Annotated in this window: 16 protein-coding genes; 8 read left to right on the forward strand and 8 right to left on the reverse strand. The window is 45.8% G+C overall.

The genetic code is table 11. From position 1 onward, the window contains the following. Positions 1 to 88: 88 nt before the first annotated feature. Together E5672_RS16185 and E5672_RS16190 are read right to left on the reverse strand one after the other, a co-directional pair. Complete coding sequence (locus tag E5672_RS16185; protein WP_014975345.1) at positions 89 to 1,426, reverse strand: magnesium transporter; 1,338 nt, start codon at positions 1,424 to 1,426, stop codon at positions 89 to 91. Positions 1,427 to 1,513: 87 nt separating this feature from the next. Next, positions 1,514 to 2,026, reverse strand: a complete 513-nt coding sequence (locus E5672_RS16190) for a thioesterase family protein (protein ID WP_136783156.1) — start codon at positions 2,024 to 2,026, stop codon at positions 1,514 to 1,516. A 213-nt stretch (positions 2,027 to 2,239) separates the two neighbouring features. Between E5672_RS16190 and recQ the strand changes: the two genes are divergently transcribed. After that, on the forward strand, positions 2,240 to 4,081 hold the full coding sequence (gene recQ, locus E5672_RS16195; protein WP_136783157.1) for a DNA helicase RecQ: 1,842 nt from the start codon (positions 2,240 to 2,242) through the stop codon (positions 4,079 to 4,081). An 86-nt stretch (positions 4,082 to 4,167) separates the two neighbouring features. Here the strand turns inward: recQ and E5672_RS16200 are convergent, their stop codons facing one another. Then, positions 4,168 to 4,836, reverse strand: a complete 669-nt coding sequence (locus E5672_RS16200; RefSeq protein WP_014975342.1) for a glutathione S-transferase — start codon at positions 4,834 to 4,836, stop codon at positions 4,168 to 4,170. 105 nt (positions 4,837 to 4,941) lie between these two features. Here E5672_RS16200 and E5672_RS16205 point away from each other — a divergent pair, with 105 nt between their 5' ends. From E5672_RS16205 to E5672_RS16220, 4 genes are all read left to right on the forward strand, one after another. Then, positions 4,942 to 5,259, forward strand: coding sequence for a DUF3630 family protein (locus tag E5672_RS16205; RefSeq protein ID WP_136783158.1), 318 nt, complete (start codon positions 4,942 to 4,944; stop codon positions 5,257 to 5,259). A gap of 148 nt (positions 5,260 to 5,407) precedes the next feature. Then, entirely contained in the window at positions 5,408 to 8,248 is a 2,841-nt protein-coding gene (locus E5672_RS16210) for an EAL domain-containing protein (RefSeq protein ID WP_136783159.1), read from the forward strand. A 132-nt stretch (positions 8,249 to 8,380) separates the two neighbouring features. Further along, complete coding sequence (ribA, locus tag E5672_RS16215) at positions 8,381 to 8,995, forward strand: GTP cyclohydrolase II (protein WP_136783160.1); 615 nt, start codon at positions 8,381 to 8,383, stop codon at positions 8,993 to 8,995. Positions 8,996 to 9,178: 183 nt separating this feature from the next. Then, the gene (locus E5672_RS16220; RefSeq protein WP_136783161.1) at positions 9,179 to 10,612 is read left to right on the forward strand and encodes a DUF3300 domain-containing protein; all 1,434 of its coding nucleotides are present in this window, start codon (positions 9,179 to 9,181) and stop codon (positions 10,610 to 10,612) included. 96 nt (positions 10,613 to 10,708) lie between these two features. Here the strand turns inward: E5672_RS16220 and E5672_RS16225 are convergent, their stop codons facing one another. Next, positions 10,709 to 11,581, reverse strand: a complete 873-nt coding sequence (locus tag E5672_RS16225; protein ID WP_136783162.1) for an ATP-grasp domain-containing protein — start codon at positions 11,579 to 11,581, stop codon at positions 10,709 to 10,711. Positions 11,582 to 11,754: 173 nt separating this feature from the next. Here E5672_RS16225 and E5672_RS16230 point away from each other — a divergent pair, with 173 nt between their 5' ends. From E5672_RS16230 to E5672_RS16240, 3 genes are all read left to right on the forward strand, one after another. Continuing rightward, complete coding sequence (locus E5672_RS16230; RefSeq protein ID WP_136783163.1) at positions 11,755 to 13,236, forward strand: methyl-accepting chemotaxis protein; 1,482 nt, start codon at positions 11,755 to 11,757, stop codon at positions 13,234 to 13,236. A gap of 37 nt (positions 13,237 to 13,273) precedes the next feature. After that, a complete protein-coding gene (locus tag E5672_RS16235) occupies positions 13,274 to 13,792 on the forward strand; it encodes a DUF6436 domain-containing protein (RefSeq protein WP_136783164.1) in 519 nt (172 codons plus the stop codon). 122 nt (positions 13,793 to 13,914) lie between these two features. Next, positions 13,915 to 14,655 (forward strand): MauE/DoxX family redox-associated membrane protein, encoded by a 741-nt coding sequence (locus tag E5672_RS16240; protein ID WP_136783165.1) that lies wholly within the window; start codon positions 13,915 to 13,917, stop codon positions 14,653 to 14,655. Positions 14,656 to 14,744: 89 nt separating this feature from the next. Here the strand turns inward: E5672_RS16240 and E5672_RS16245 are convergent, their stop codons facing one another. The 4 genes from E5672_RS16245 to E5672_RS16260 all read right to left on the reverse strand — a co-directional run bounded on the left by E5672_RS16245 (position 14,745) and on the right by E5672_RS16260 (position 21,526). After that, positions 14,745 to 15,725 (reverse strand): histone deacetylase family protein, encoded by a 981-nt coding sequence (locus E5672_RS16245; RefSeq protein WP_136783166.1) that lies wholly within the window; start codon positions 15,723 to 15,725, stop codon positions 14,745 to 14,747. Then, a complete protein-coding gene (locus E5672_RS16250) occupies positions 15,722 to 17,563 on the reverse strand; it encodes a bifunctional acetyl-CoA hydrolase/transferase family protein/GNAT family N-acetyltransferase (protein WP_136783167.1) in 1,842 nt (613 codons plus the stop codon). Before E5672_RS16250 ends, E5672_RS16245 begins: the two co-directional genes overlap by 4 nt. A gap of 308 nt (positions 17,564 to 17,871) precedes the next feature. Beyond that, positions 17,872 to 18,369, reverse strand: coding sequence for an alpha/beta hydrolase (locus E5672_RS16255; RefSeq protein ID WP_118490741.1), 498 nt, complete (start codon positions 18,367 to 18,369; stop codon positions 17,872 to 17,874). 55 nt (positions 18,370 to 18,424) lie between these two features. Further along, positions 18,425 to 21,526 (reverse strand): efflux RND transporter permease subunit, encoded by a 3,102-nt coding sequence (locus tag E5672_RS16260; protein ID WP_136783168.1) that lies wholly within the window; start codon positions 21,524 to 21,526, stop codon positions 18,425 to 18,427. Positions 21,527 to 21,538 lie beyond the last annotated feature (12 nt).

Here is a 21,538-nt window from a genome sequence, read left to right on the forward strand (position 1 = left end):
GTATTTATTCAGTGGGGCCTTGAATGTGTAAAACACGGTTAGGCGGAGCGACGCCTACAGCCTAAACCATCTGTCAGAAGAAACCGTCTTACAGAAGAAAGAGTGTGCCCAACCCCAAGAACGCAACAAAGCCTACAATGTCAGTGACAGTTGTGAGAATTACAGAACCCGATAGTGCAGGGTCTATTTTCAGCTTGTCCAATATTACAGGCACGAATACCCCCGCAAGAGCGGCGGCTACTATGTTGAACAGTATGGCCAAACAGATAACCAACCCTAACATGGCATCGGTAAACCAGAAATAAGCAACTACGCCTATGACCAAGGCCCAAATCACGCCGTTTACACCACCAACTTTAAGCTCTTTCACCATCAGCGCCCGTAAGTTGGCAGGCGTGACCTGCCCCAACGCCAAGCCGCGTACAATCAGGGTTAGCGTTTGACTACCCGCAATGCCTCCCATACTTGCCACTACCGGCATCAGTACCGCAAGGGCAACAACCTGTTGAAGCGTGCCTTCGAACAATCCAATAAACCACGAGGCTAAAAAAGCGGTAAGCAAGTTAATGCCAAGCCAAAGGGCGCGATTTTTCGCACTTTTCGCCACAGGCGAGAACAAATCTTCGTCCTCATCCATACCAGCCGAGGCCATCACTTGGCGTTCGTAAAACTCGTTTACCAACTCGCTTGCCGAGGTCACATCTAATCGGCCGAGAAGCTTGTTGTTTTCGTCAACTACTGGCAACGATGCCAGTCCTGAGCGCTGAACGAGAAGCGACGCATTCATTGTGTCGTCAGCCCCTTGAATAGTCGTCACACTCTCTTCTGACAAATCGAATAGCGACACGTGATCTTGCGCATTGAAGAGGTGGCTAATTTTAACCAGCGCTGAAAATTGACCCGAGCGGTTCACCAAAAAAATGCTGTCGCAGTGCTGAGGTATATCACGTCTTAATAAGCGTAGCCCTTCGCGCACTTTCGCGTTCGACGGTAACACTAACTGCTCGTGGTTAACCCAGTGCCCTATTTGGTTATCGGGAAACTGTGTGGCTTCTCTGAAGTACTTTCGCTCTTTGGAATCAAGTGATTCATAGGCCATATCGACTAGGCGTTTTGGCAATGAATCGAGTAGCTCCAGTAAGTCTTCTGCATCAATATCGGCAAAAATAGACGCCCATTCGTCGTGCGGGGTATTGTCGATAAGAATTTCACGGGGGTCGCTACGCATCTCTACCAATACGTCGAGCTTGCGGTCGCGAGGAATGCCTTCCCACACCGCCAAACGTTTTTCTACGGGCAGCGATTCTAACAACGACGCAATGTACACCTCGTCTTGGCCCGCTAGGGTGGCCAACAAGGTCGCTGGATCATCACCCATACTATCGGTAACAATCTCTTCGATTAAATCTGGTAATGGCTCTGCCATGCTACACCTCCCGTTAATACCGCTTACTTCCCTTACACAAGATGGCAAAAGGTAGTATGGGACGAGCCTGACCTTTTTAAGAGGCCGCTATCCCAGCATATATGTACCTGTGCCAAAGGCAATATGATCGCCTTTTTCGTTGTGCAATTCCATTCTACAAACCACCAGTTTACTGCCCTTTCGAATAATCGTGGCTGTCGCAACAAAGCGTTCGCCTCTTCCCGGCCTTAAGTAGTCAATGCGCATATCGACCGTGCCCATGGTGGGCAACCTAACTTGAAGGTCCGCAAGGTGTTCTTGTGCGGTTTGTTTAATGGTTTCTATAATTGAAACTAAACCACCGATGGTGTCTAGCATAGTCGCTGTTACACCGCCATGTAGGATTTTTTGCATTGGATTGCCGGTTAGCGATGGTTGCCAATTAAGATGCAGGGAGATCTGTGTATCTAGCCCCTCTCCTTCAGTAACAAATTCTAAGCCCAGCAACTGGTTGAAAGGCATAGTATCACGAAAAAGTGCAATGACATGTTTAATCATTACTTGGTGATTTAGCGTTTCACTTCCCTTAGCTTCTCGTTTATTTGTCGTGTTGTTATCCACTCGCTTTCCTTGATGAATTGTCATTTACATTGAGGTTGCTAGCAACATTACTATTTAATCTACGTTTGAAGGAAATTCATCCAACCAATGATGTTGAATCAAATTGATTTATGAGAACGTTTGCCCATTTGGCTAGGGCTTTCGCTGGATTTTAGTCTAGTTTTTTAAATTGCCCCGTGAAGACATCGCCAAAAACGCGTAAAATCCAGCGCCATGACAACTGCAATAGCTCCATCAGAATTAGCGCCAGAAACGCAACGTGTAAAAACACCAGAAACCGTCTTAAAAGATGTGTTTGGTTACGATGCTTTTCGCGACGGTCAAGGCGAAGTCATTCACCAAGTATGTGAAGGTAAAGACGCACTTGTTTTGCTTCCAACAGGTGGTGGCAAGTCGCTGTGCTATCAAATTCCTGCGTTAGTGCGCCAAGGCACCGCTATTGTTGTGTCACCGCTCATTTCCTTAATGCAGGACCAAGTAGAGCAGCTTAAGGCGCTAGGCGTAAAAGCTGCCTATCTTAATTCTACGCTGGAAGCAGACGAACAAGCGCGTATAAATGACGCACTGCAAGCTGGAAAACTCGACTTACTGTATGTGTCGCCAGAGCGTTTAATGCAGTATTATTTTCAGCAGTCTTTGGCCCACGCCGATATTGCCTTATTTGCTATTGATGAAGCGCACTGCGTTTCCCATTGGGGGCACGACTTCAGGCAGGATTATCGCGCTCTGGGGCAAATAAAGTCTCGCTTCCCTTCTATTCCTGTTATTGGATTAACAGCTACTGCAGATTCAGCCACCCAAGCAGACATACTGACGCAGCTAAACCTTAATAACCCACTGGTTTATAAAGGCAGCTTCGACAGACCCAATATTCGCTACCGCGTAATGAGCAAGTACAAAGCGTTTGACCAAGTTGTTGCTTACGTAAAGCAACAGGATGGTAGCGGCATTATTTACTGCAACAGCCGCGCGAAAGTCGACGACCTGCACGCTAAATTATTCAAACAAGGCTTTCGCTGTGCTGCCTATCACGCAGGTATGGATAACGACGAGCGAGAGCTGGTACAGCGCCAGTTCCTTAACGACAAAATTGATATTGTAGTGGCCACCGTCGCCTTTGGCATGGGTATCAACAAATCGAACGTGCGTTATGTGGTTCATCACGATGTTCCACGCAGTGTAGAAAGCTATTACCAGGAAACCGGCCGAGCGGGGCGAGACGGCTTGGAGTCTGAAGCCCTATTGCTGTTTGATGAAAAAGACGCGGCCCGCGTAAAACAGTGGATAGAGCAAGGTGAAATAGCCGAGCGTAATCAAATAGAGTTACAAAAATTCGCGGCTATGGAAGCTTTTTCAGAAGCACAAACCTGCCGTAGACAAGTGCTATTGAACTACTTCTCGCAGTTCAGCGACAGCGCCTGTGGTAACTGCGATATTTGCTTAGACCCACCTAAGATGATCGACGGTTTAGTGATTGCGCAAAAAGTACTGTCGTGTGTACTTAGGCTCTCACAGCAAGCTTCTAGCCAGTACGTCATTGATGTGTTGCGAGGCAAGCAGCTTAGGCGCCTTCAGGAGGCAGGTCACCACCAGCTTTCCACATACGGCATAGGCAAGGATAAATCAGACAGCTACTGGCACAACATTATCAACCAGCTTGTTCATAAAGGGCTTATTCGCGTTGATATTACCGCTCATGCCGCGTTGCGCTTAACCGAGGCCGCAAGACCAGTACTCAAGGGCGAGGTCGCCGTTCAGCTTGCCGTTCCGCGACTTGAATTTAAGCCCGTTAAGAAAAAAGCCAAACAAGCGCCTGCTAACTACGACAGAACCTTGTTCACCCGCCTTAAGCACTTACGCAAAGTGTTGGCCGAAGAAAATGAAGTGCCGCCGTATGTGGTATTTAGTGACGCCACTTTGGTGGATATGGCGTGTAAGCTCCCTACTACGCGCAACACTCTATTAGATGTAAGTGGAGTGGGCCAAACCAAACTCGAACGCTATGGCGATGCCTTTATTCAGCTTATTGATGATTATATAAATCGAGAGCACTAAGAGCTTAAGGGCCAACTAGGGTTTTGTTTCCCAGTCGGCCGCAGGGTTTGTACAAAGTAAAGGTGCACGCCTTGCAGACGGACACACTAGGCGTAAGCGTATTCTCCGCCTTTCTCAAGCGCAGCTTTGTAGGCTTCTCTAGCATGAACCCGCTTAACGTAACCCTGAATAGCTGTAAAGTCTTTCGCACGCCCGCTGGCCACCAGCGACTCTAATGGAAATATCATTTGAACATCTGCGCCACTCGGTGCATCGCCCGCAAACCAGGTATTTTTCGATAAGTAAGATTCCACATAGCGTAAGCTCTGCGCTAAATTAGGGCCATAATAGGCATTTAAAATACCGTCTATCAGTTTGTTGGTAATTGGCTTAATAAAGAAAGGCTTCGAACCTTTCTGACGTGCTTTTTCCAGCACCAAATTTGCCACCAATGGCGGCATTAGCGAGCCTTCAGCAAAATGCAGCCAGAACCAGTACTGTTGAAGCGCCTCTGGATCTTGGGGCACTGAAAATGCATCCGTAGCGTGGTGGCGAACAAGGTATTCCACAATAGCCCCAGACTCCGCAATGGCACCGTGTGGCGTAGTCAGTACCGGAGAACGTCCCAGCGGATGAACAGCACGCAACGAATCCGGCGCTAGGTTCGTCTTGCTGTCTCGTTGATAGAACTCTATTTTGTACTCAACGCCTAGCTCTTCAAGCAGCCACAAAATTCGCTGCGAGCGAGAATTATTTAAATGGTGAAGTGTTAGCATACCCCGTCCTTAATACGCTTAGATTAACGCTATTGTTATTGTGTTGTACTATATACACTTTATAAAGCATGCAGGTTTACAATAACCAGCGATTTGATACTTTCTATGCAGAATTTCACCAAAGAAGACATTCAACAGCACGCCGTGGTTAACGAACAAAGCTTAGAGATTCGCCTAACGTTGCCAACCACACCACTGAAAACGCAACAATGGGCAGATCGATTTTGTGCCATGTTTAATTTCAAACTTTCAGAGACAGATTGGGGCGCCGATCGGTTTCAGGCACTGCTCACTGCAAACAAAGGCGACGCAGATATGCAATGCATGCTATGTATTGAGTGGCTTTGCGAAGCGATATGGCTAGAACCTGTAGGTACACAGCAGTCGACTTCTGCTATTTTTCACTATCTCTTTCAAAAGTAGCGCTACCCTTACCCCTTACGTTGAGTTTGGCTTTTCGATACATCTAGTATTATTCTAAGGAAAACTTCTGAGGGCAGAAGAACTAGGCGAAAATGTTTTGCCTTTAAAATCAATCCCTCTTTTACTATGTGGCTCAAGGAATTAACGAGTGGTAACAGCCCGGCTAATAAAGTACGTATCAGCTCTACTCATCAGTTGGGTATTGCTAAGCGTAAACGTTTCGGCGAGTAGTCAGCTTACCGTTAACGAATCCTTTGAGCGGGAAATTATTAATCACTATGCGCGCTTAACTGTCGCGCCAAGTAGTGCCACCTATTTTGATATTTTAAACGGCAACCTGGCCGCCCAAACAACGCATGCCTCGCAATTAAATGAACGAGTATGGTATTCCACCGAACTTGTTCACACAGGTTATAGCCCTATACCAATGGTGCTTAATATTGACCGGTTGAACGTTGACGATTTACAAATATTTCTTCTTGATAGCAGTGAGCGGATCGTTAAGTCCTATCGCTACCAGGCAGGTAAAGGTGATTATTCGTTAAGGCAGCCCCTTCCCAATATTCGACTTGCTTTTACCCTTCAACCCTACCAAAACGCTCGCTTATTGATCGCTGTAAAAGACGAAGGGCTTAAATACTTCCCTATCACACTGTGGGAGAAAGACTTACTCACGCAGCACGACACCAACATGCTCACAATGCTAGGCGCGGTTACGGGTATCATGGCGTTAATTGCTTTCTATTTCCTATTTTCCTATCTCTATCAGCGTATACCCACGCGTTTTTGGCTTACGATGTCGTCGTTCGTTCTTATCGCATTATTGTTTATAACCGCAGGAGGGATAGCGATTTGGCCAAGCCTGACCAACGCAAGTGAACATTTTTATGCGGTATGTTTTGGCATGCTGCTACTGTGTATTGCAAAAGTCACGCACCATTTATTCGGGCGTATTCCGTTTATTTTGCGTGCTTTAAATTACCTTATTCCGTTTGTAACCATCCTCTATTGTTTTACTGTTAATGCCTATACTACGACTATTACGCTTCTGATATTAACAGCAGGAATGGGGCTATATCACGTATTGCTGGCGTTGGTTTTTAAGGATAAAGGCAGCCGTGCAGTAAGCATTACCTATATTCTTGCCTGGCTTTCTTTTTTCGCTTTTTACGCGCTAGTGACGCAAAACTTATTCAGTGATTTGGTTTACACCGTCGACGTTGCTATAGGTATGCTTTTCTTTCTCACTCTCGGTTTTCTATGTTTTGGTTTTGCCGTCATTACTAAAGAAGAAGTCTTAAATCAGCGCCAGCTTTCAAATCAGGCAGAGACAATTTCAAGCTTGAATCACTTTTATGATTTGTTTAGGCATTCCGCAGAGGGACACTACACATCCACATGGGATGGAAAGCTGATATCGGTGAATCCCGCCATGTGTAAAGTTTTCGGCTACGACAATGAAGAAGAAATGATTAGCGAAGCCGCAAGTACCAAGGTCTTCTACGCCAGTGTTGAAGATAGGCAAATTTTACTTGGCGAAATATCGCAGCAAGGCCACGTTACCGGCAAAGAAATACGAGGCAAGCGCCGCGACGGTAGCGAATTTTGGTTTTCTCTATCGTGTCAAATTCGGGAAAACGATGAAGGCAGCTTTTTGTACGGCTCGATTATAGATATTACCGAAAAAAAGCAATCAGATTTAAGCCTTCAGTATTTAGCGACTCATGATTCACTCACGGGTGTTTATAACCGCCGTCAGTTTGAATTGGTATTTAAAGAAAAAGTACTCGAAGCGAACGACACGCCTATATGTTTGCTGTTTTTAGATCTCGATAGATTTAAAGTGGTTAACGATACCTGCGGCCACAAAGCTGGCGATGTACTTATAAAAGATATTGCTCGTTTAATTGAAAATACATTGCTGCCAGAAGCGCAACTCGCTCGGCTTGGCGGCGATGAGTTTGGCGTCATATATTCAGATATCGATACCGACACGGTGTATTTAAACGCCGTCAAAATCCTCAATGCCGTTCAGGCTTACCGTTTCATGTGGGACAATCGCATATTTAACTTAGGCGTGAGTATTGGGATGGTTGTTTGTGACGACGCCGACGTTAGCTCAGGTCAGTATTTAAGTATGGCAGATGCGGCATGTTATTTTGCCAAAGAGCAAGGGAGAAACCAGGTTCATCGATACAACAAGAATGATGAAAGTATGCAGCGCTATCAGCGCGAGCTTGATTGGGTATCTTCAATAAATAATGCACTAGAAGAAGGACGCTTCGAGCTTTTCTATCAATCGCTGAGGCCTCTGAGTAAAACCGCCGATGGACATTACTACGAAGTGTTACTAAGGCTGCGAGAGAAAGACGGAAAGCTTGTGGAGCCGGCCAATTTCTTACCTACTGCTGAGCGTTTTGAAATGAACGTGAGCGTAGATAAATGGGTAGTAACGAATACCTTCAAATGGCTGTCTGAAAACCCTGAGCACCTTGCCGAATTAAAACGATGCAGCATTAACCTGAACTGCCACTCGCTAGCAGATAGGGATTTTACGTTGTTTATTCTCAATGCGTTTGAAACCTTTAACATTCCATACACCAAAATTTGCTTCGAGGTGATTGAATCGGTAGCCATTATCAAAATGGAAGACACCCTTGCGTTTATGCGAACGTTTAATCGCCTTGGATGTTCTTTTGCGCTTGACGATTTTGGCAGCGGCTTCTCTTCGTACAGCTACCTTAAAAGTTTACCGGTAAGTCAGGTAAAAATTGACGGCATGTTTATTAAAGACATGCTCAACGATAGTGTAGACACGGCAATGGTTGCTTCAATAAACGATGTAGCAAAAGCCATGGGTATGCAAACCGTCGGCGAATTTGTTGAAAATGAAGGTACCATGGCCCAGCTAGGCAAAATGGGCGTAGATTTCGCTCAGGGTTACGGTGTTGCCAAGCCCGCTCCTTTGCGAGAATTTCAGCCCCTATAATAACCATCCCTAATGTGCGTGTTACGAAAAAAGTGATAGCACTAGCGTCAACTCGCGTATAATAAAATGGTAGACTTGCAAAAATAGAAGTCATCCCCACTTATTGCCTACTGTCCAAAGTGTAGAAGTAACATGAGTAGCAAACAGCCTAAATACGAATATGTCAGTACTGCAAAATTACCCACTCGAATGGGTGATTTTAAAATACACGGCTTTGTAGAAGCCAGCGGCCAAGAGCACGTTGCCCTTTCTTATGGAGAATGGAAAGCTGATGATGTAGTGCCTATTCGTATTCATTCAGAATGCTTAACCGGCGATTCTTTATTCAGTACCCGATGCGACTGTGGTTTTCAGTTAGAAAAAGCCATGCAGAACATAGTAGATAATGGACACGGTGTACTGCTTTACTTACGTCAAGAAGGCCGAGGCATTGGTCTTTTAAATAAAATTCGCGCCTACAACCTGCAAGATAGCGGCATGGACACGGTTGAAGCTAACGAACACCTTGGCTTTGACGCGGATTTAAGAAGCTATGACATCTGTAAGCTAATGTTAGATACCCTTGATGTTAAACACGTTGAGCTTATGACAAACAACCCTAAAAAACTGGCGGCGTTAAAGGCGCTAGGCATAGATGTGGTAGCGAGAAAGCCTATTGATCACGGCATAACAAAAGACAATAAACACTACCTTAAAACGAAGACGGAAAAGCTAGGCCACGCTTTCGACCCGCACGTTTTCAAATAGTTAGACACTGCGGCACAGCCGCGTATGCTCTAACGTCTACCCTTTTACAAAAAATGCCCACATTAAACGTGGGCATTTTCTATTCAGCTTAGGTTAATCTTGACTTGACCATAATGTATACAGACTTACCACATTGCGCGCGAAAAGCAGCTGCTTGGCAGCACAGCAATGTAAGGAGAATGTATGAAAAACATAACCTTATCTGTAATTATTGCGTTAGCCAGTGCCTCTGCGCTGCCTGTACTTGCTCAATCGAACAACAGCTTTAGTCAAGTTTCGTCTTCAGCTCAGCAATACTCTGACGCAGACTTAGACAGTGTACTTGCGCCCATTGCACTTTATCCCGATACCCTTCTTACACACATTTTGATTGCTTCTACTTATCCGTTAGATGTGGTTGCGGCCGATCGTTGGCGTCAAAGTAATAAGCATTTAGCACCGCAGCAGGTCGAAAGTGTATTAGAGGGCGTAAGCTGGGACCCTAGCGTAAAAGCGCTTGCTCCTTTCACCGATCTACTTAACACCATGGCCAATGACCTTGAGTGGCTACAGCAGCTTGGCGACAACGTACTTGTTGACCAAAGCCGTGTACTAGAGCGTGTGCAAGTACTAAGGCAGCATGCGCATAACACGGGCAACCTGGTAACCAACGACTATATTGAAGTTGAAACAGAGCGTGAAAACAGTCGAGACATCATTTACATCGAGCCTCGCCAGAGAGAAGTCGTATATGTGCCGTATTACGACCCCCATGTGGTATATGGCAACTGGTGGCATGTGACTTCCCCTGTACGCTGGCGTCACCACGTAAGCTATCATCACTATGGCAACGTTTATTGGTCTCCCAGTGTACGCCTTTCGACTTTCTTCTTTTTCGGTAGCGTACATTGGCACAATCGTCACGTGGTCATTCACCGTGAGCCCGTTCGTCGGTACTACCACGGTAGCCCACGAAAACGGGTGATAAGCCGCGATTATCGCCGCTGGGAGCACAATACTGTGCATCGCCGAGCGCGTTATTCTGAACGCGTTGTTCACAGTGCCCCTTCACGCTATGAGCATGCAAGTGTTACGCGGGCCAAACATTTATCTAATAAGCAAGTTAGAACGGTAAATACGCCAGCGCGTCATAACGATAAACCTTTAACGAGGTCTATCGATAACAAACCGGTAAAACGGACTATCGAGCCTAAACGGGTAACACCACTTAGAGAAAACCGCTTTCAGAAGCAAGATTCTACAAATCGTAAACAGTCAATAGAGCACGCCCTGAAACGCAACCAAGCGGTGGCCAGAAGTGAGAAGCCAAACCGAGACAACACATTAAAAGCGTTAAAGCGAGACAAACCCACTCGCGTTACACCCGCTTCAGAGTCGAAGCGCTACGCGAATAGAGGCGAAACAACGCAACGTTCAATGAAGCAAAGCGTCAATCGCCAGCGTGTTGAAAGAACAAGTCCGCAGCAACGAACGATTGCACGCGAGAGCAGTCAGCCCAAACGTATTGAGCGAGCTAGTAGCAACAGGTCGGTGAAACACTCCAGCCGGGAGAAGTCACAAAGACAAGTATCCCGTGTTGAGCGAAGCGTTTCAAAGGGCAACAGCTATAGACACTAAGCTTTAAGTAAACTCAGAAGGATACTCAACATTCAACAGGCTTGCCGACACTAGGTCGCAAGCCTTTTTTAAATCAGCTATGGTTAGATGACACCCTTATTGTGCGTCTTCGTGAAAGCTCTCTAAAGCTTCTACAAAGCGGATGGGAGACTGGGCATCTAGATTGAAATACAGTGAAGGCTCAATAAGCTCAAGTTCCATTATCGCCCAACTATCGTTTTGCCTTATTAAATCAACTCGCGCATAAAGTGCTTCATATGGCATAGCGTATAATGCTTTTTGGGCGATATTTAATTGTTCTTTATCAACGTTAACGGGGTGTAAGCTGCCGCCGTGCTCTTCCTGAACGCGAAAGTCACCCTTTTGGGGTACCTTTTTGATAGCGTGACTGTACTTACCACCAAAATAAAACAGCGAGTATTCACCTTCTTCAACGACACTGGTTAAAAAAGGCTGCACCATGAAGTCACGTTGATTAAACGTATCACAAAGTGCCCGCCGTTGATTATGCCAATCAGCCACCGAAAGTTTGAAAGTATCATCAGCGTTTGCGCTAAGCGTGGGTTTAATCACGACAGTGTCGCAATTGAAGCGTGAAAAGGCCTCATCAATAACACTGTTATCAAATGCACTACCCCACAACGTAGTAACAATAGGCACACCGTTTCGCTGTAAATCTTTAAGATAATGCTTTACTAAATTCCACTGCATAAGCGGCAGTGGGTTGAGCAAAGTAGTACCCGACGCATCAATCTGTTCTAAGCAAGCCATGAAGGCTTTTGGGTGCTGCTGATAATCCCATGTACTGCGCACTATCACGTAGTCAAACCTATCCCAACTCTCTAATTGGTTATGCCAGGATATGGTCTCTACAGACCAGCCACGCTCATTTAAATAAGGGATCAAAAGCTCGTCATACACAAAAAAATCTTCAAGATTGTTCGTCGATAGGAAAGCAATGGCGGGCATGTGTTATTCCTTTGATTTACATAAGTTTTAATGGATTAAACTTTTTTAATAATAGGAACTTCTATACCAAAGTTAAATGGTGAGAAAACGGTAACTTACGTAGAATAATGAGAAATTAGCACACCCCTAAATTTTAACCTACACTTAAATCCAAACACTTGTCGGAGATTGGCATGCAGTACCCTTGGCTCCTTGAAGGTCATAAAATTTTTCGCGTTGTAATTGTTATCCAACTACTCATTGCGGTTGCTATTGGTCTGTATACAGGTGAGCTTCTTCCTGCATTTATTTTTGGTATTCCCATTGCAGCATTGCCACTGGTACTTAGTTTTCAAAACCCTTACTCGGTAATAAGCCGTCATGCCATGGCCATTGGCGTACAGCTGCTTACTGCACTACATATACATCAGTCATTTGGGTTAATTGAAGTACACTTTGAAATATTCGTACTTCTTGCATTTCTTTCTTATTTCAGAGATTGGAAAGTGGTTGCCACAGGCACTGCGGTTGTTGCCGTTCATCATATTTCGTTCTTCTTTCTACAAGCAGGTGGGGCACCATTAATAATTTTTGAAGAGGGTCATGTAGCCTTCACTATTCTACTTATGCACGCAGCATTTGCATTAACTGAGGGCGGTGTATTGATTTACATGGCCAAGCAGGCCCATCAAGAAGGTGCCGGCGCCGCCGAATTGCGCCTAGCGATCGAAACCATGCAGCGAACAGATGGCAAACTCGATTTGTCCGTTGAGCTAAATCGCGGAAATCAGGTAGTAAGGCCTTTTGCTGAACTTATTGACCAAGTGAAATCGCTCATTGAGCTTGCTTCTAATTTGACTGATGAAGTGGTTAAAGGGGCTTCAAATATGGAATTGGCGGCAAATAACATGTTTGAAATCAGTCGGAACACTGACCAAGAGCTTGCTATGGTATCGGCATCGTCAGAAGAAATCGCACAAACCATGCAGCTTTCAACCGAGCAGACTACTCTTGCTAGCGACAAGGCATCAGCAGCGCAAAGTTCTTCCCAGTCTACCCGCGACTCTATTTCAAATACCAGTCGTACAATAGACTCATTGCGTAATACGCTCAATGCGGCGGCGCAAACTAACTCAGCATTAAACGAGCAGTGCTCACATATATCTGACGCCATGCGCTCTATCACCGCAGTGGCTGAGCAAACTAATTTACTTGCATTAAATGCTGCTATTGAATCGGCACGTGCAGGGGAACACGGCCGTGGCTTCGCCGTGGTTGCCGATGAAGTACGCACGCTTGCCATCCGTTCAAAAGAAAGTGCAGATCAGATTACCAGCATTACTGAACAGCTAGTTGCGCAAACGGCCAGCTCAGTTGAACAAATGCAAACCTGTATCCAATTGGTCGATGAAGCGGTAATTTCAAGCGATAGTGCTACTTCAGCGATGACAGAAATCATGCAGCAAATTCGCGAAGCCAGCGAGAGCATGACCGAAATTGCGACCTCTGCGGTGGAACAAGAAACGGCGTCAGCCTCTATTGCACAAAGTACTGCACGCTTGAGTGAATTTACTTCCGAAGAACTGGCTACCGCTGAATCGCTTGCTGGTGAAGTTGAGGTATTAGCACAAATTTCTCAGCGTATGCGCAGCGCCATTGAACGCTTTAAACTTTAGTGCAGACAATAAAGCACAGTGAAAGGCGATACGCCTTATGCAAAAAAAGACGAGCTGGTTAATACTTATACTATGGGCGGTAGGTTTACTTACCGCCTTACTAGTATACGGCCAGCGTCAACTCACAGACTTTGACCCTAATGGTGAGTTGCTACACCGAAGCACAGCACCAAATTTTGATTCATCCCTTGTTGATGTATTGAAAAGTCAGAACATCAACCCAGGGTCAGTCATTCATGTGGGAACGCAGTCTCGCTGCTATTGCGATACGCTAACTACACCACACCAAACTCAACTGCTTGCGAAACTCGGCGACGACTTTCACCACGTTAAACTAAATGTGGAAGATGTGCCTGAAATTGCCGCTATGCTTGAAGCCGTGCCAGCACTTATCGTTTTAGATAAACAGGATCAGCTTCGCTATTTAGGCCCTTATGCAACTGGCTATGGTTGTTTTACTGGAAAGAACCTTGTGGAGCAGGTAGTAGGCTACACCACACAATCCCGCTATAACGGCGCTGTAATTAATGCCGATGCTTCAGGGTGCTTTTGCTGAATCATTGGTACAAATTATGTAACGCTCTTTGCATATCGCAATATCACTAAAAATAGAGCTTAAAACGCGTATATTTTGCGTACTCTGTGCTCTTTAGTGAAAGCTTTACAAGGAGTCACACAATGCCCAAGCGCGCAATACTTTATCGCATGGTTACCCCAGAGCATATTTGCCCTTTTGGACTCAAGTCAAAAGACTTGCTAGAAAGAAAAGGCTATAAGGTCGACGATCATCATTTATCAAACCGCAGTGAAACCGATGCCTTTAAAGAAAAGCATAATGTTGAGACTACGCCGCAAACGTTTATCGATAATAAACGCATTGGTGGCTATGACGACCTGAGGGATTACTTTAATTTAAAGCAAGAAAGCGAGTTTGGGTCACGCTACACACCTATCATCGTAATTTTTTCTCTAGCCGCCCTCATGGTGTTTGCGCTTATGTTCAAAGGCGGGCTACCAACGGGTATTGAACCTTTTGCAATGAATTTCATTGGTGTCACCATGGTGATCCTCGCCCTACAAAAGCTACAAGACATCGTGGCCTTTTCAAATCAGTTTGTTACCTATGATTTATTGGCAATGAAGCAGGTTAGGTACGCCTATGTGTACCCTTTTGCAGAAGCCTTTGCTGGGCTAGGCATGCTTGCGGGGCTTCCTGCACTGTTGGTTTCGCCCGTTTCCATTTTTATCGGTGCTATAGGTGCAGTTTCCGTTATTAAGGCCGTATATATCGATAAGCGCGAACTTAAATGTGCCTGTGTTGGTGGTAATTCAGATTTACCCCTTGGTTTTATTTCACTTACTGAAAACCTTGCCATGTTAGGTGCGGGCCTTTACATGCTTACAAGATGGCTAGCCTAAATTAAAGGTGACAGAGCCGTGAGGTTGTGCGTTACCCACTCTTAAATTAGATGCATACAGCGTTAATTTAAGTGACTTAGCGCGGAGCCCTATTGAGGGTCTTCAATAGGGTGGCTCATCCCCTTTATATGCGCCACTACACTTCGACCCAATGCACTTAAGTCGTAGCCGCCTTCTAACATACTGACTATACGACCATTGCAGCATGCGTCGGCAACAGCGCGAAGTTGTTGGCTTATCCAAAAATAATCATCTTCTACTAAACGGAGGTGAGCCATAGGGTCTTCTGCATGGGCGTCGAAGCCCGCAGAAATAAAAATAAGCTCAGGTTGAAAGTTGCGTAGTGCAGCAAACCAGTGCTGTATTTTTTCTCGAAATACTTCTCCTGTAGCCCCTGCATCCAGAGGAACAGATAGCACGTTACTTGCCAACACTGGCGAACCGCTATGGGGATAGAAAGGATGCTGAAAACTGCTGCACAACATAATGCGTTGATCACCAGCAACAATTTGCTCGGTCCCATTTCCGTGGTGTACATCAAAATCGATAATGGCAACCCGTTTTAATTCATAGTTTTGCAGCGCGTAGCGGGCAGCTATAACAATGTTATTAAAAATACAGAAGCCCATTGCACTGTCGTAGGTAGCATGATGACCAGGCGGCCTTGTCGCGCAGAACGCTTGCCTGTCGCTACCTTCCATAACCCAATCCACGGCGTTACATCCCGAACCAGCGGACTCCAGTGCTGCATTTAAGCTATGTCGCATTAAGCCAGTATCTTCGTCTAACCACGCCACATTATCTTTACCTTCAGAATAAAGCGTTTTTTCGTGATCACTGAATATTAATTGGGCCGCATGCTCAAACACACTTTTTACATAATATGGGTCGTGCGCTAGCTTGAGGTAGGCCTCGGCGATAGGCGCGGCGTCGGCATGCTCACACACCATATCTAGTCCGGAAGAAAGCAGTTGGTCATCTATAGCGAACAAACGGTCGGGCGATTCGGGGTGGTCTTTGCCTAAATCATGCTTAGTACCGTGCTTGCCGCGAAAAATTTTTATTGTCATGGAAGTGATGCCACGTCTAGAACTAACTCTATGTCACTGGGGTCGCCAGTAAATTTTCGTTTAAATTGGGCTTGTTCGAAAATCGCAATCATCGGGCTATTGTCGCCACGCACATAGGCCATCATCTTGGCAATACCCCGTACTTTTGCAACGTTGATAAGCTCGTTTAACAAGCGACTTGCCATCCCCTTACCTTGTTGAGTTTCTCGCGTGACAAATGCAGCTTCACAAGTGTTGTCATTTGGATTGAAGTAAAACCGCCCTACTGCGTGAATGGTAATGCGTGAGCCTTCTTGCCTCACAATACACAGCGCCGCATCAGAGCTTTGATCTACCGACACCAAGTTACACGATTTCTCACGAGACATTTGCTTCGGGTCGTAGTTGTAACGAAGTCTTAGTGTTTCTTTGGTGTGGGAATAGAAGAATTCCTGCAGTCGTCTTTCATCCGCTGGATTCAGCGGGCGCATGTAAAATGTCTCACCTTGGATATTGAGTTTCTTCAGCTGAATAGCCCCTAACTCAGGAATGTCAGTGGGGTATTTTTCCTGATAATGGGGCACCCAGTAATGCTGCCTTACTTCTTCTAAGAGTGCGGCACGAAACTTAGGGTGGGCCACGCGAATAAGCTCTAGAGCGCGCTCGCGAATACTTTTTCCTTTAAGCGACGCTATGCCATATTCGGTTACCACATACTGTACATTACCCCGCGACGTCACTACCCCTGCGCCTTCGCTTATACGCGGTGTAATGCGGGAGATAGTTTCATTTTTTGCAGTAGAAGGCAGTGCAATAATAGCTTTACCGCCTTTGCTGATAGACGCCCCCGTTACGAAATCAACTTGCCCGCCTATACCACTGTAAAAGTCATAGCCCAAAGAGTCTGCTACCACCTGCCCAGTTAAATCCACTTCAAGCGCACTGTTTATGGCAACCATATTATCGTTTTTGGCGATATTAGTAGGTTTGTTTACATAGCTGCTTGGGTAAAACTCAATGTGAGGATTGCTATCGATTAAATCGTATAGCTTGCGTGTACCAATGGCAAAGCTGGTAACAATTTTACCAGGGTGGAAAGTTTTCTTTTTATTCGTAATAGCGCCAGACTCTAACAGCTCAATAATGCTGTCAGTAAGCATTTCGCTATGAATACCTAAATCTTTGTGATTGCACAGGTATTTGAGGGTAGCACTGGGTATTTTTCCAATACCGAACTGCAACGTAGCGCCATCGTCCACCAGCATAGATACATACTGACCAATTCGCTCTGCCACCGAATCAATGGGCGGCGGCGTAACTTCAACAAGCGGCTCTTCCGCTTCTATGCAGGCCGTAATTTCACTGATATGAATATAGGAATGTCCGGCAGTTCTTGGCACCTGAGGGTTAATTTGAGCAATGACTTTCTTACTTTGCCTAATGGCAGACATGGCAATATCTACCGCAGGGCCAAGCGAACAATAGCCAAACTCATCAGGAGGACTTACGTTAACCAGCGCAGCATCTAGCGCTAGCGTACCATCGCTAAACAAGCTTGAAATTTCAGAGAGGAAGACGGGTGTATAATCTGCACGGCCCTCGTCAACCGCTTTTCGCATGGCTTCGCCACCAATGAAAAACGTGTTGGCCTTAAAGAGGTTCTTATATTCTTCTTTCACCCATCGGGTATCGCCCAAGGCCAGCATATGAACCAATTCAATATCGCTAAACCCTTCGCTATTATCAATAAGGTGCTGCACCAGTGCGTGTGGTACTGCCGCATTTCCTCCAACAAAGACACGACAACCCGACTTTATCAGCGACGACCATTGCGGCGCATGAGGTAAGTTAAATGTCATTTCCTTCTGCCCTGTTTTAAGCAATGCCCCATCATGCCATAAATACTGGCAATTTCATGCATTAACCCACGCGTGACTATAAGCGATTAGTCTTAGCCTTACAGACTAAAATGCAGATACAAAAAAGCCTACATAATCGATAGCGCGCCCATGCGGTTATCAATAAGTAGGCTTATAACAGTGTTTTTAGCTTTTAATGTTTAGACATTACTTTTTTAAAGATTGCCTAACATAGATTTTTAACGAAGCGCGATGGCATAACTTAAAAAGGCTGAAACCCAGCAGTCGTTGCGCTGGCATTTAATGGCCTAATAGCGGAATTTTTCCAACCAATTTCTGAAAAATGGTGAAATAACAGACTTACTGTTCGCAAGGCGATGCCCATCGTTTAGCAGTAACAATTGTGCTTTTTGATGGCGTGCGTACTTAAGGCTGTTTTCAATAGGCACGATGTCATCGTTCCAGCCATGCACTAAGCTAACGTAACCATCATAGGGGAAACGTTGAACTTTATAGTTGGGTAAGTAAAGCGCAGGCGCCATTAAAAACACGCCTCTGGCTGAGATTTGACTAGCGGCGGCCAGTGATACATAACCGCCCATACTAGAACCTACCAACACAACATCGTTGCACTTTTCAGCTATGGTTTCTTTTAATCGCTCTAAGCGAGCTTCGGGACAATCGAGATCTTGATAGTCAATGCTCTCAACACCAAAGCCCATATCGTTTGCTACATTAGAAAGCGTGGTTATTTTACTGCCCCATGGTCCGCTTTCTTTACCGTGAGAAAAAACAACGGTGGTCATTACAATATCCCTATTCAAAAAATTGAAAAGTTTTTACCCACTCTAGCGTACTTGCTTATTGCTTGTCTTCCTTATGAAATAGTTTTTCTACCATAACGTAGAACATAGGTACGAAGAATATTGCTAAGAAAGTCGCAGCAAACATGCCGCCCATTACCGCAATACCAATAGCATTTTGACTTGCTGCACCGGCACCACTGGCTAACGCTAATGGCGTTACACCCAGAATAAACGCCATAGACGTCATCAAGATAGGGCGGAATCGCTGAGAAGCAGCATTAGAAACCGCAGTCATTAGGTCTTCGCCGTTTTCATACTGCTCTTTGGCAAACTCAACAATAAGAATCGCATTTTTCGCCGCCAAACCCACTGTTGTTAGAAATGCGACCTGCAAATACACATCATTTGGCAGGTTAAATATAAAGGCTGCTGTTACCGAGCCTAAAATACCTAATGGCACAACAAGCATTACTGCAAAGGGTACCGACCAGCTTTCGTATAATGCAGCTAAGCACAGGAACACAACCAGTATAGAAATGGCGTACAGCATAGGCGCCTGAGAGCCGGCCTCTTGCTCTTCGTAAGATAAACCTGACCACTCAATGGCAAAGCCAGGGGGCAACTGTTCTACCAGCTTTTGCATTTCGGCCATTGCTTCACCTGACGATACGCCCTCTGCTGCACTACCCTGAATGTTGACCGACGACAGGCCATTAAAACGCTCTAGTTTGGGCGAACCATACACCCATTCTGTTGTTGAGAAGGTGCTGAAAGCTACCATCTCTCCATCGCTGTTGCGCACAAACCATTTATCTAAATCTTCAGGCGTCATACGATGAGGCAGGTCTGCCTGCATGTACACCCGCTTAATGCGCCCTTTATCGATAAAGTCGTTCACATAGCTTGAGCCCCATGCGATTTGCAATGCGCTGTTGATTTCACTTAAGTTCAAACCAAGTGCCGACGCTTTTTCGCTATCAATATTGATTTTAAACTGAGGAACATCGCTTAAACCGTTAGGGCGAACACCTGACAATTTAGGGTTCTGTGCAGCCATACCTAGCAGCTGATTACGCGCATTCATTAGCGCCTCGTGGCCATTACCGCCGCGGTCTACCAGCTGCATATCAAAGCCTGTGGCGTTACCTAACTCCATAATGGGAGGCGGTACTATGGGAAAGGCTGACGCATCTTGAATTTGGCTAAATGCGCCAAATGCTCTGCCCATTACTGCAAAGGCCGAGTTACTTTCATCGCGCACACTCCAATCGTTGAAGTTCAAAAATGCCATACCGGCATTTTGCGCTTGCCCCGCAAAACTGAAGCCCACAACAGCGAACATACCGTTTACTGCTTCTTGTTCTTGCTCAAGAATGTAGTCTTCAACTTGTTTAATGGATTCAAGGGTACGTCCAGCTGTTGCGCCTGGTGGCGTACTTACTAGTACCATCATTCGACCTTGATCTTCATCGGGAAGAAAGGCGCCCGGAAGCTGGCTGAAGATAAACACCATTCCGCCCACCAGTAAGCCGTATACAACAAAGTAACGCTTAAAACGCTTCGCCATGTGGTTGGTGGTTTTCTGATAACGGTCACGACCTTTGTTAAACGTGCGGTTAAACCACCCAAAGAAACCTTTATTTTTATCGTGATCCTCTGAGTGCTGCTTTAATAACGTGGCGCACAAAGAAGGCGAGAGCACGATAGCAACCAGCACAGAGAACGCCATCGCTGAAACAATAGTTACCGAAAACTGACGATAAATAGCGCCCGCGGAACCGCTGAAAAACGCCATAGGAATAAATACAGTTGAAAGCACCGCTGCAATGCCTACAAGGGCACCAGTGATCTGTGACATGGACTTTTTCGTCGCTTCAGCAGGCGGTAAGCCTTCTTCTTCCATAATACGCTCAACGTTTTCTACAACAACGATAGCGTCATCAACAAGAAGACCGATAGCCAGTACCATGGCAAACATGGTCAATACGTTGATACTGAAACCAAAGGCCAATAGCACCGAGAAAGTCCCAAGTAGTACAACAGGTACGGCAATGGTGGGAATAAGCGTTGCGCGCCAGTTTTGAAGAAACAGCAGCATCACTAAGAATACCAATACTACCGCTTCAATAAGCGTATGAACTACCGACTCAATAGAAAGCTCAATAAAGGGCGAACTATCAACGGGATATACTACTTTTACTGTATCAGGCAAATTTGCGCGAAGTTCTTCCACCCGAGCTTTTACTGCCTTGATGGTGTCTAACGCGTTTGCACCAGAAGCAAGACTTATTGCCATTCCCGATGCTGGCCTGCGGTCGTAACGAACAATAACGTCGTAGCTCTGTGCGCCAAGCTCTACCCTTGCAACATCGCGTACGCGAATTTGCGAGCCGTCGGTATTCACACGCAGTACAATATTTTCAAAGTCTTCTACAGTTTGAAGTCGACTTTGCGCCTGAATAGTAGCGTTAATTTGTTGGTTTTCGATAGCAGGCAAACCGCCTAACTGACCCGCTGACACGTCGGTGTTTTGAACCTGTACTGCACCCTGTACGTCGGTAGGCGTTAAGTTGTAGCTGTACAGTTTATCGGGGTCTAGCCAAATACGCATTGAACGCTGCGCACCGAACACCCGTACGTTACCTACGCCATTAACCCTAGAAATGGGGTCGCGAAACTGAGAGACGAGCAGATCACTTAAATCGTACTGCGTCATTGAGTCGTCTTCAGAGTAAAAGCCTACCGCCAATGCAAACGCGCTGTTTGCCTTAGTCACAGTTACCCCTTGTTGCTGCACTTGCGTAGGCAGCAGCGGCAGTGCACCCTGTACCTTATTTTGAGTTTGTACCTGTGCAATATCGGGGTCAGCGCCGGGCTCAAAAGTCAGCGTAATTGACATACTGCTGTTTGAACTACTTGCCGAGAAATAACGAAGATTGTCGATTCCTGTCAAGCTTTGCTCGATAACCTGTGTTACCGAGTTTTCAACGGTTTCTGCAGAGGCACCTGGATACGTTGCAGAGATAGTGACCGAAGGTGGCGCCACCTTGGGATATTGTTCAATGGGGAGTGAGGTAATAGCCAACACACCCGCCATCATTGTGATAATTGCCAGCACCCATGCAAACACGGGCCTGTCTATAAAAAAACGAGCCATATTACTTAAATC

It is taken from the genome of Alteromonas portus, from assembly GCF_005117025.1.
In the GTDB taxonomy this organism is placed as follows: domain Bacteria; phylum Pseudomonadota; class Gammaproteobacteria; order Enterobacterales; family Alteromonadaceae; genus Alteromonas; species Alteromonas portus.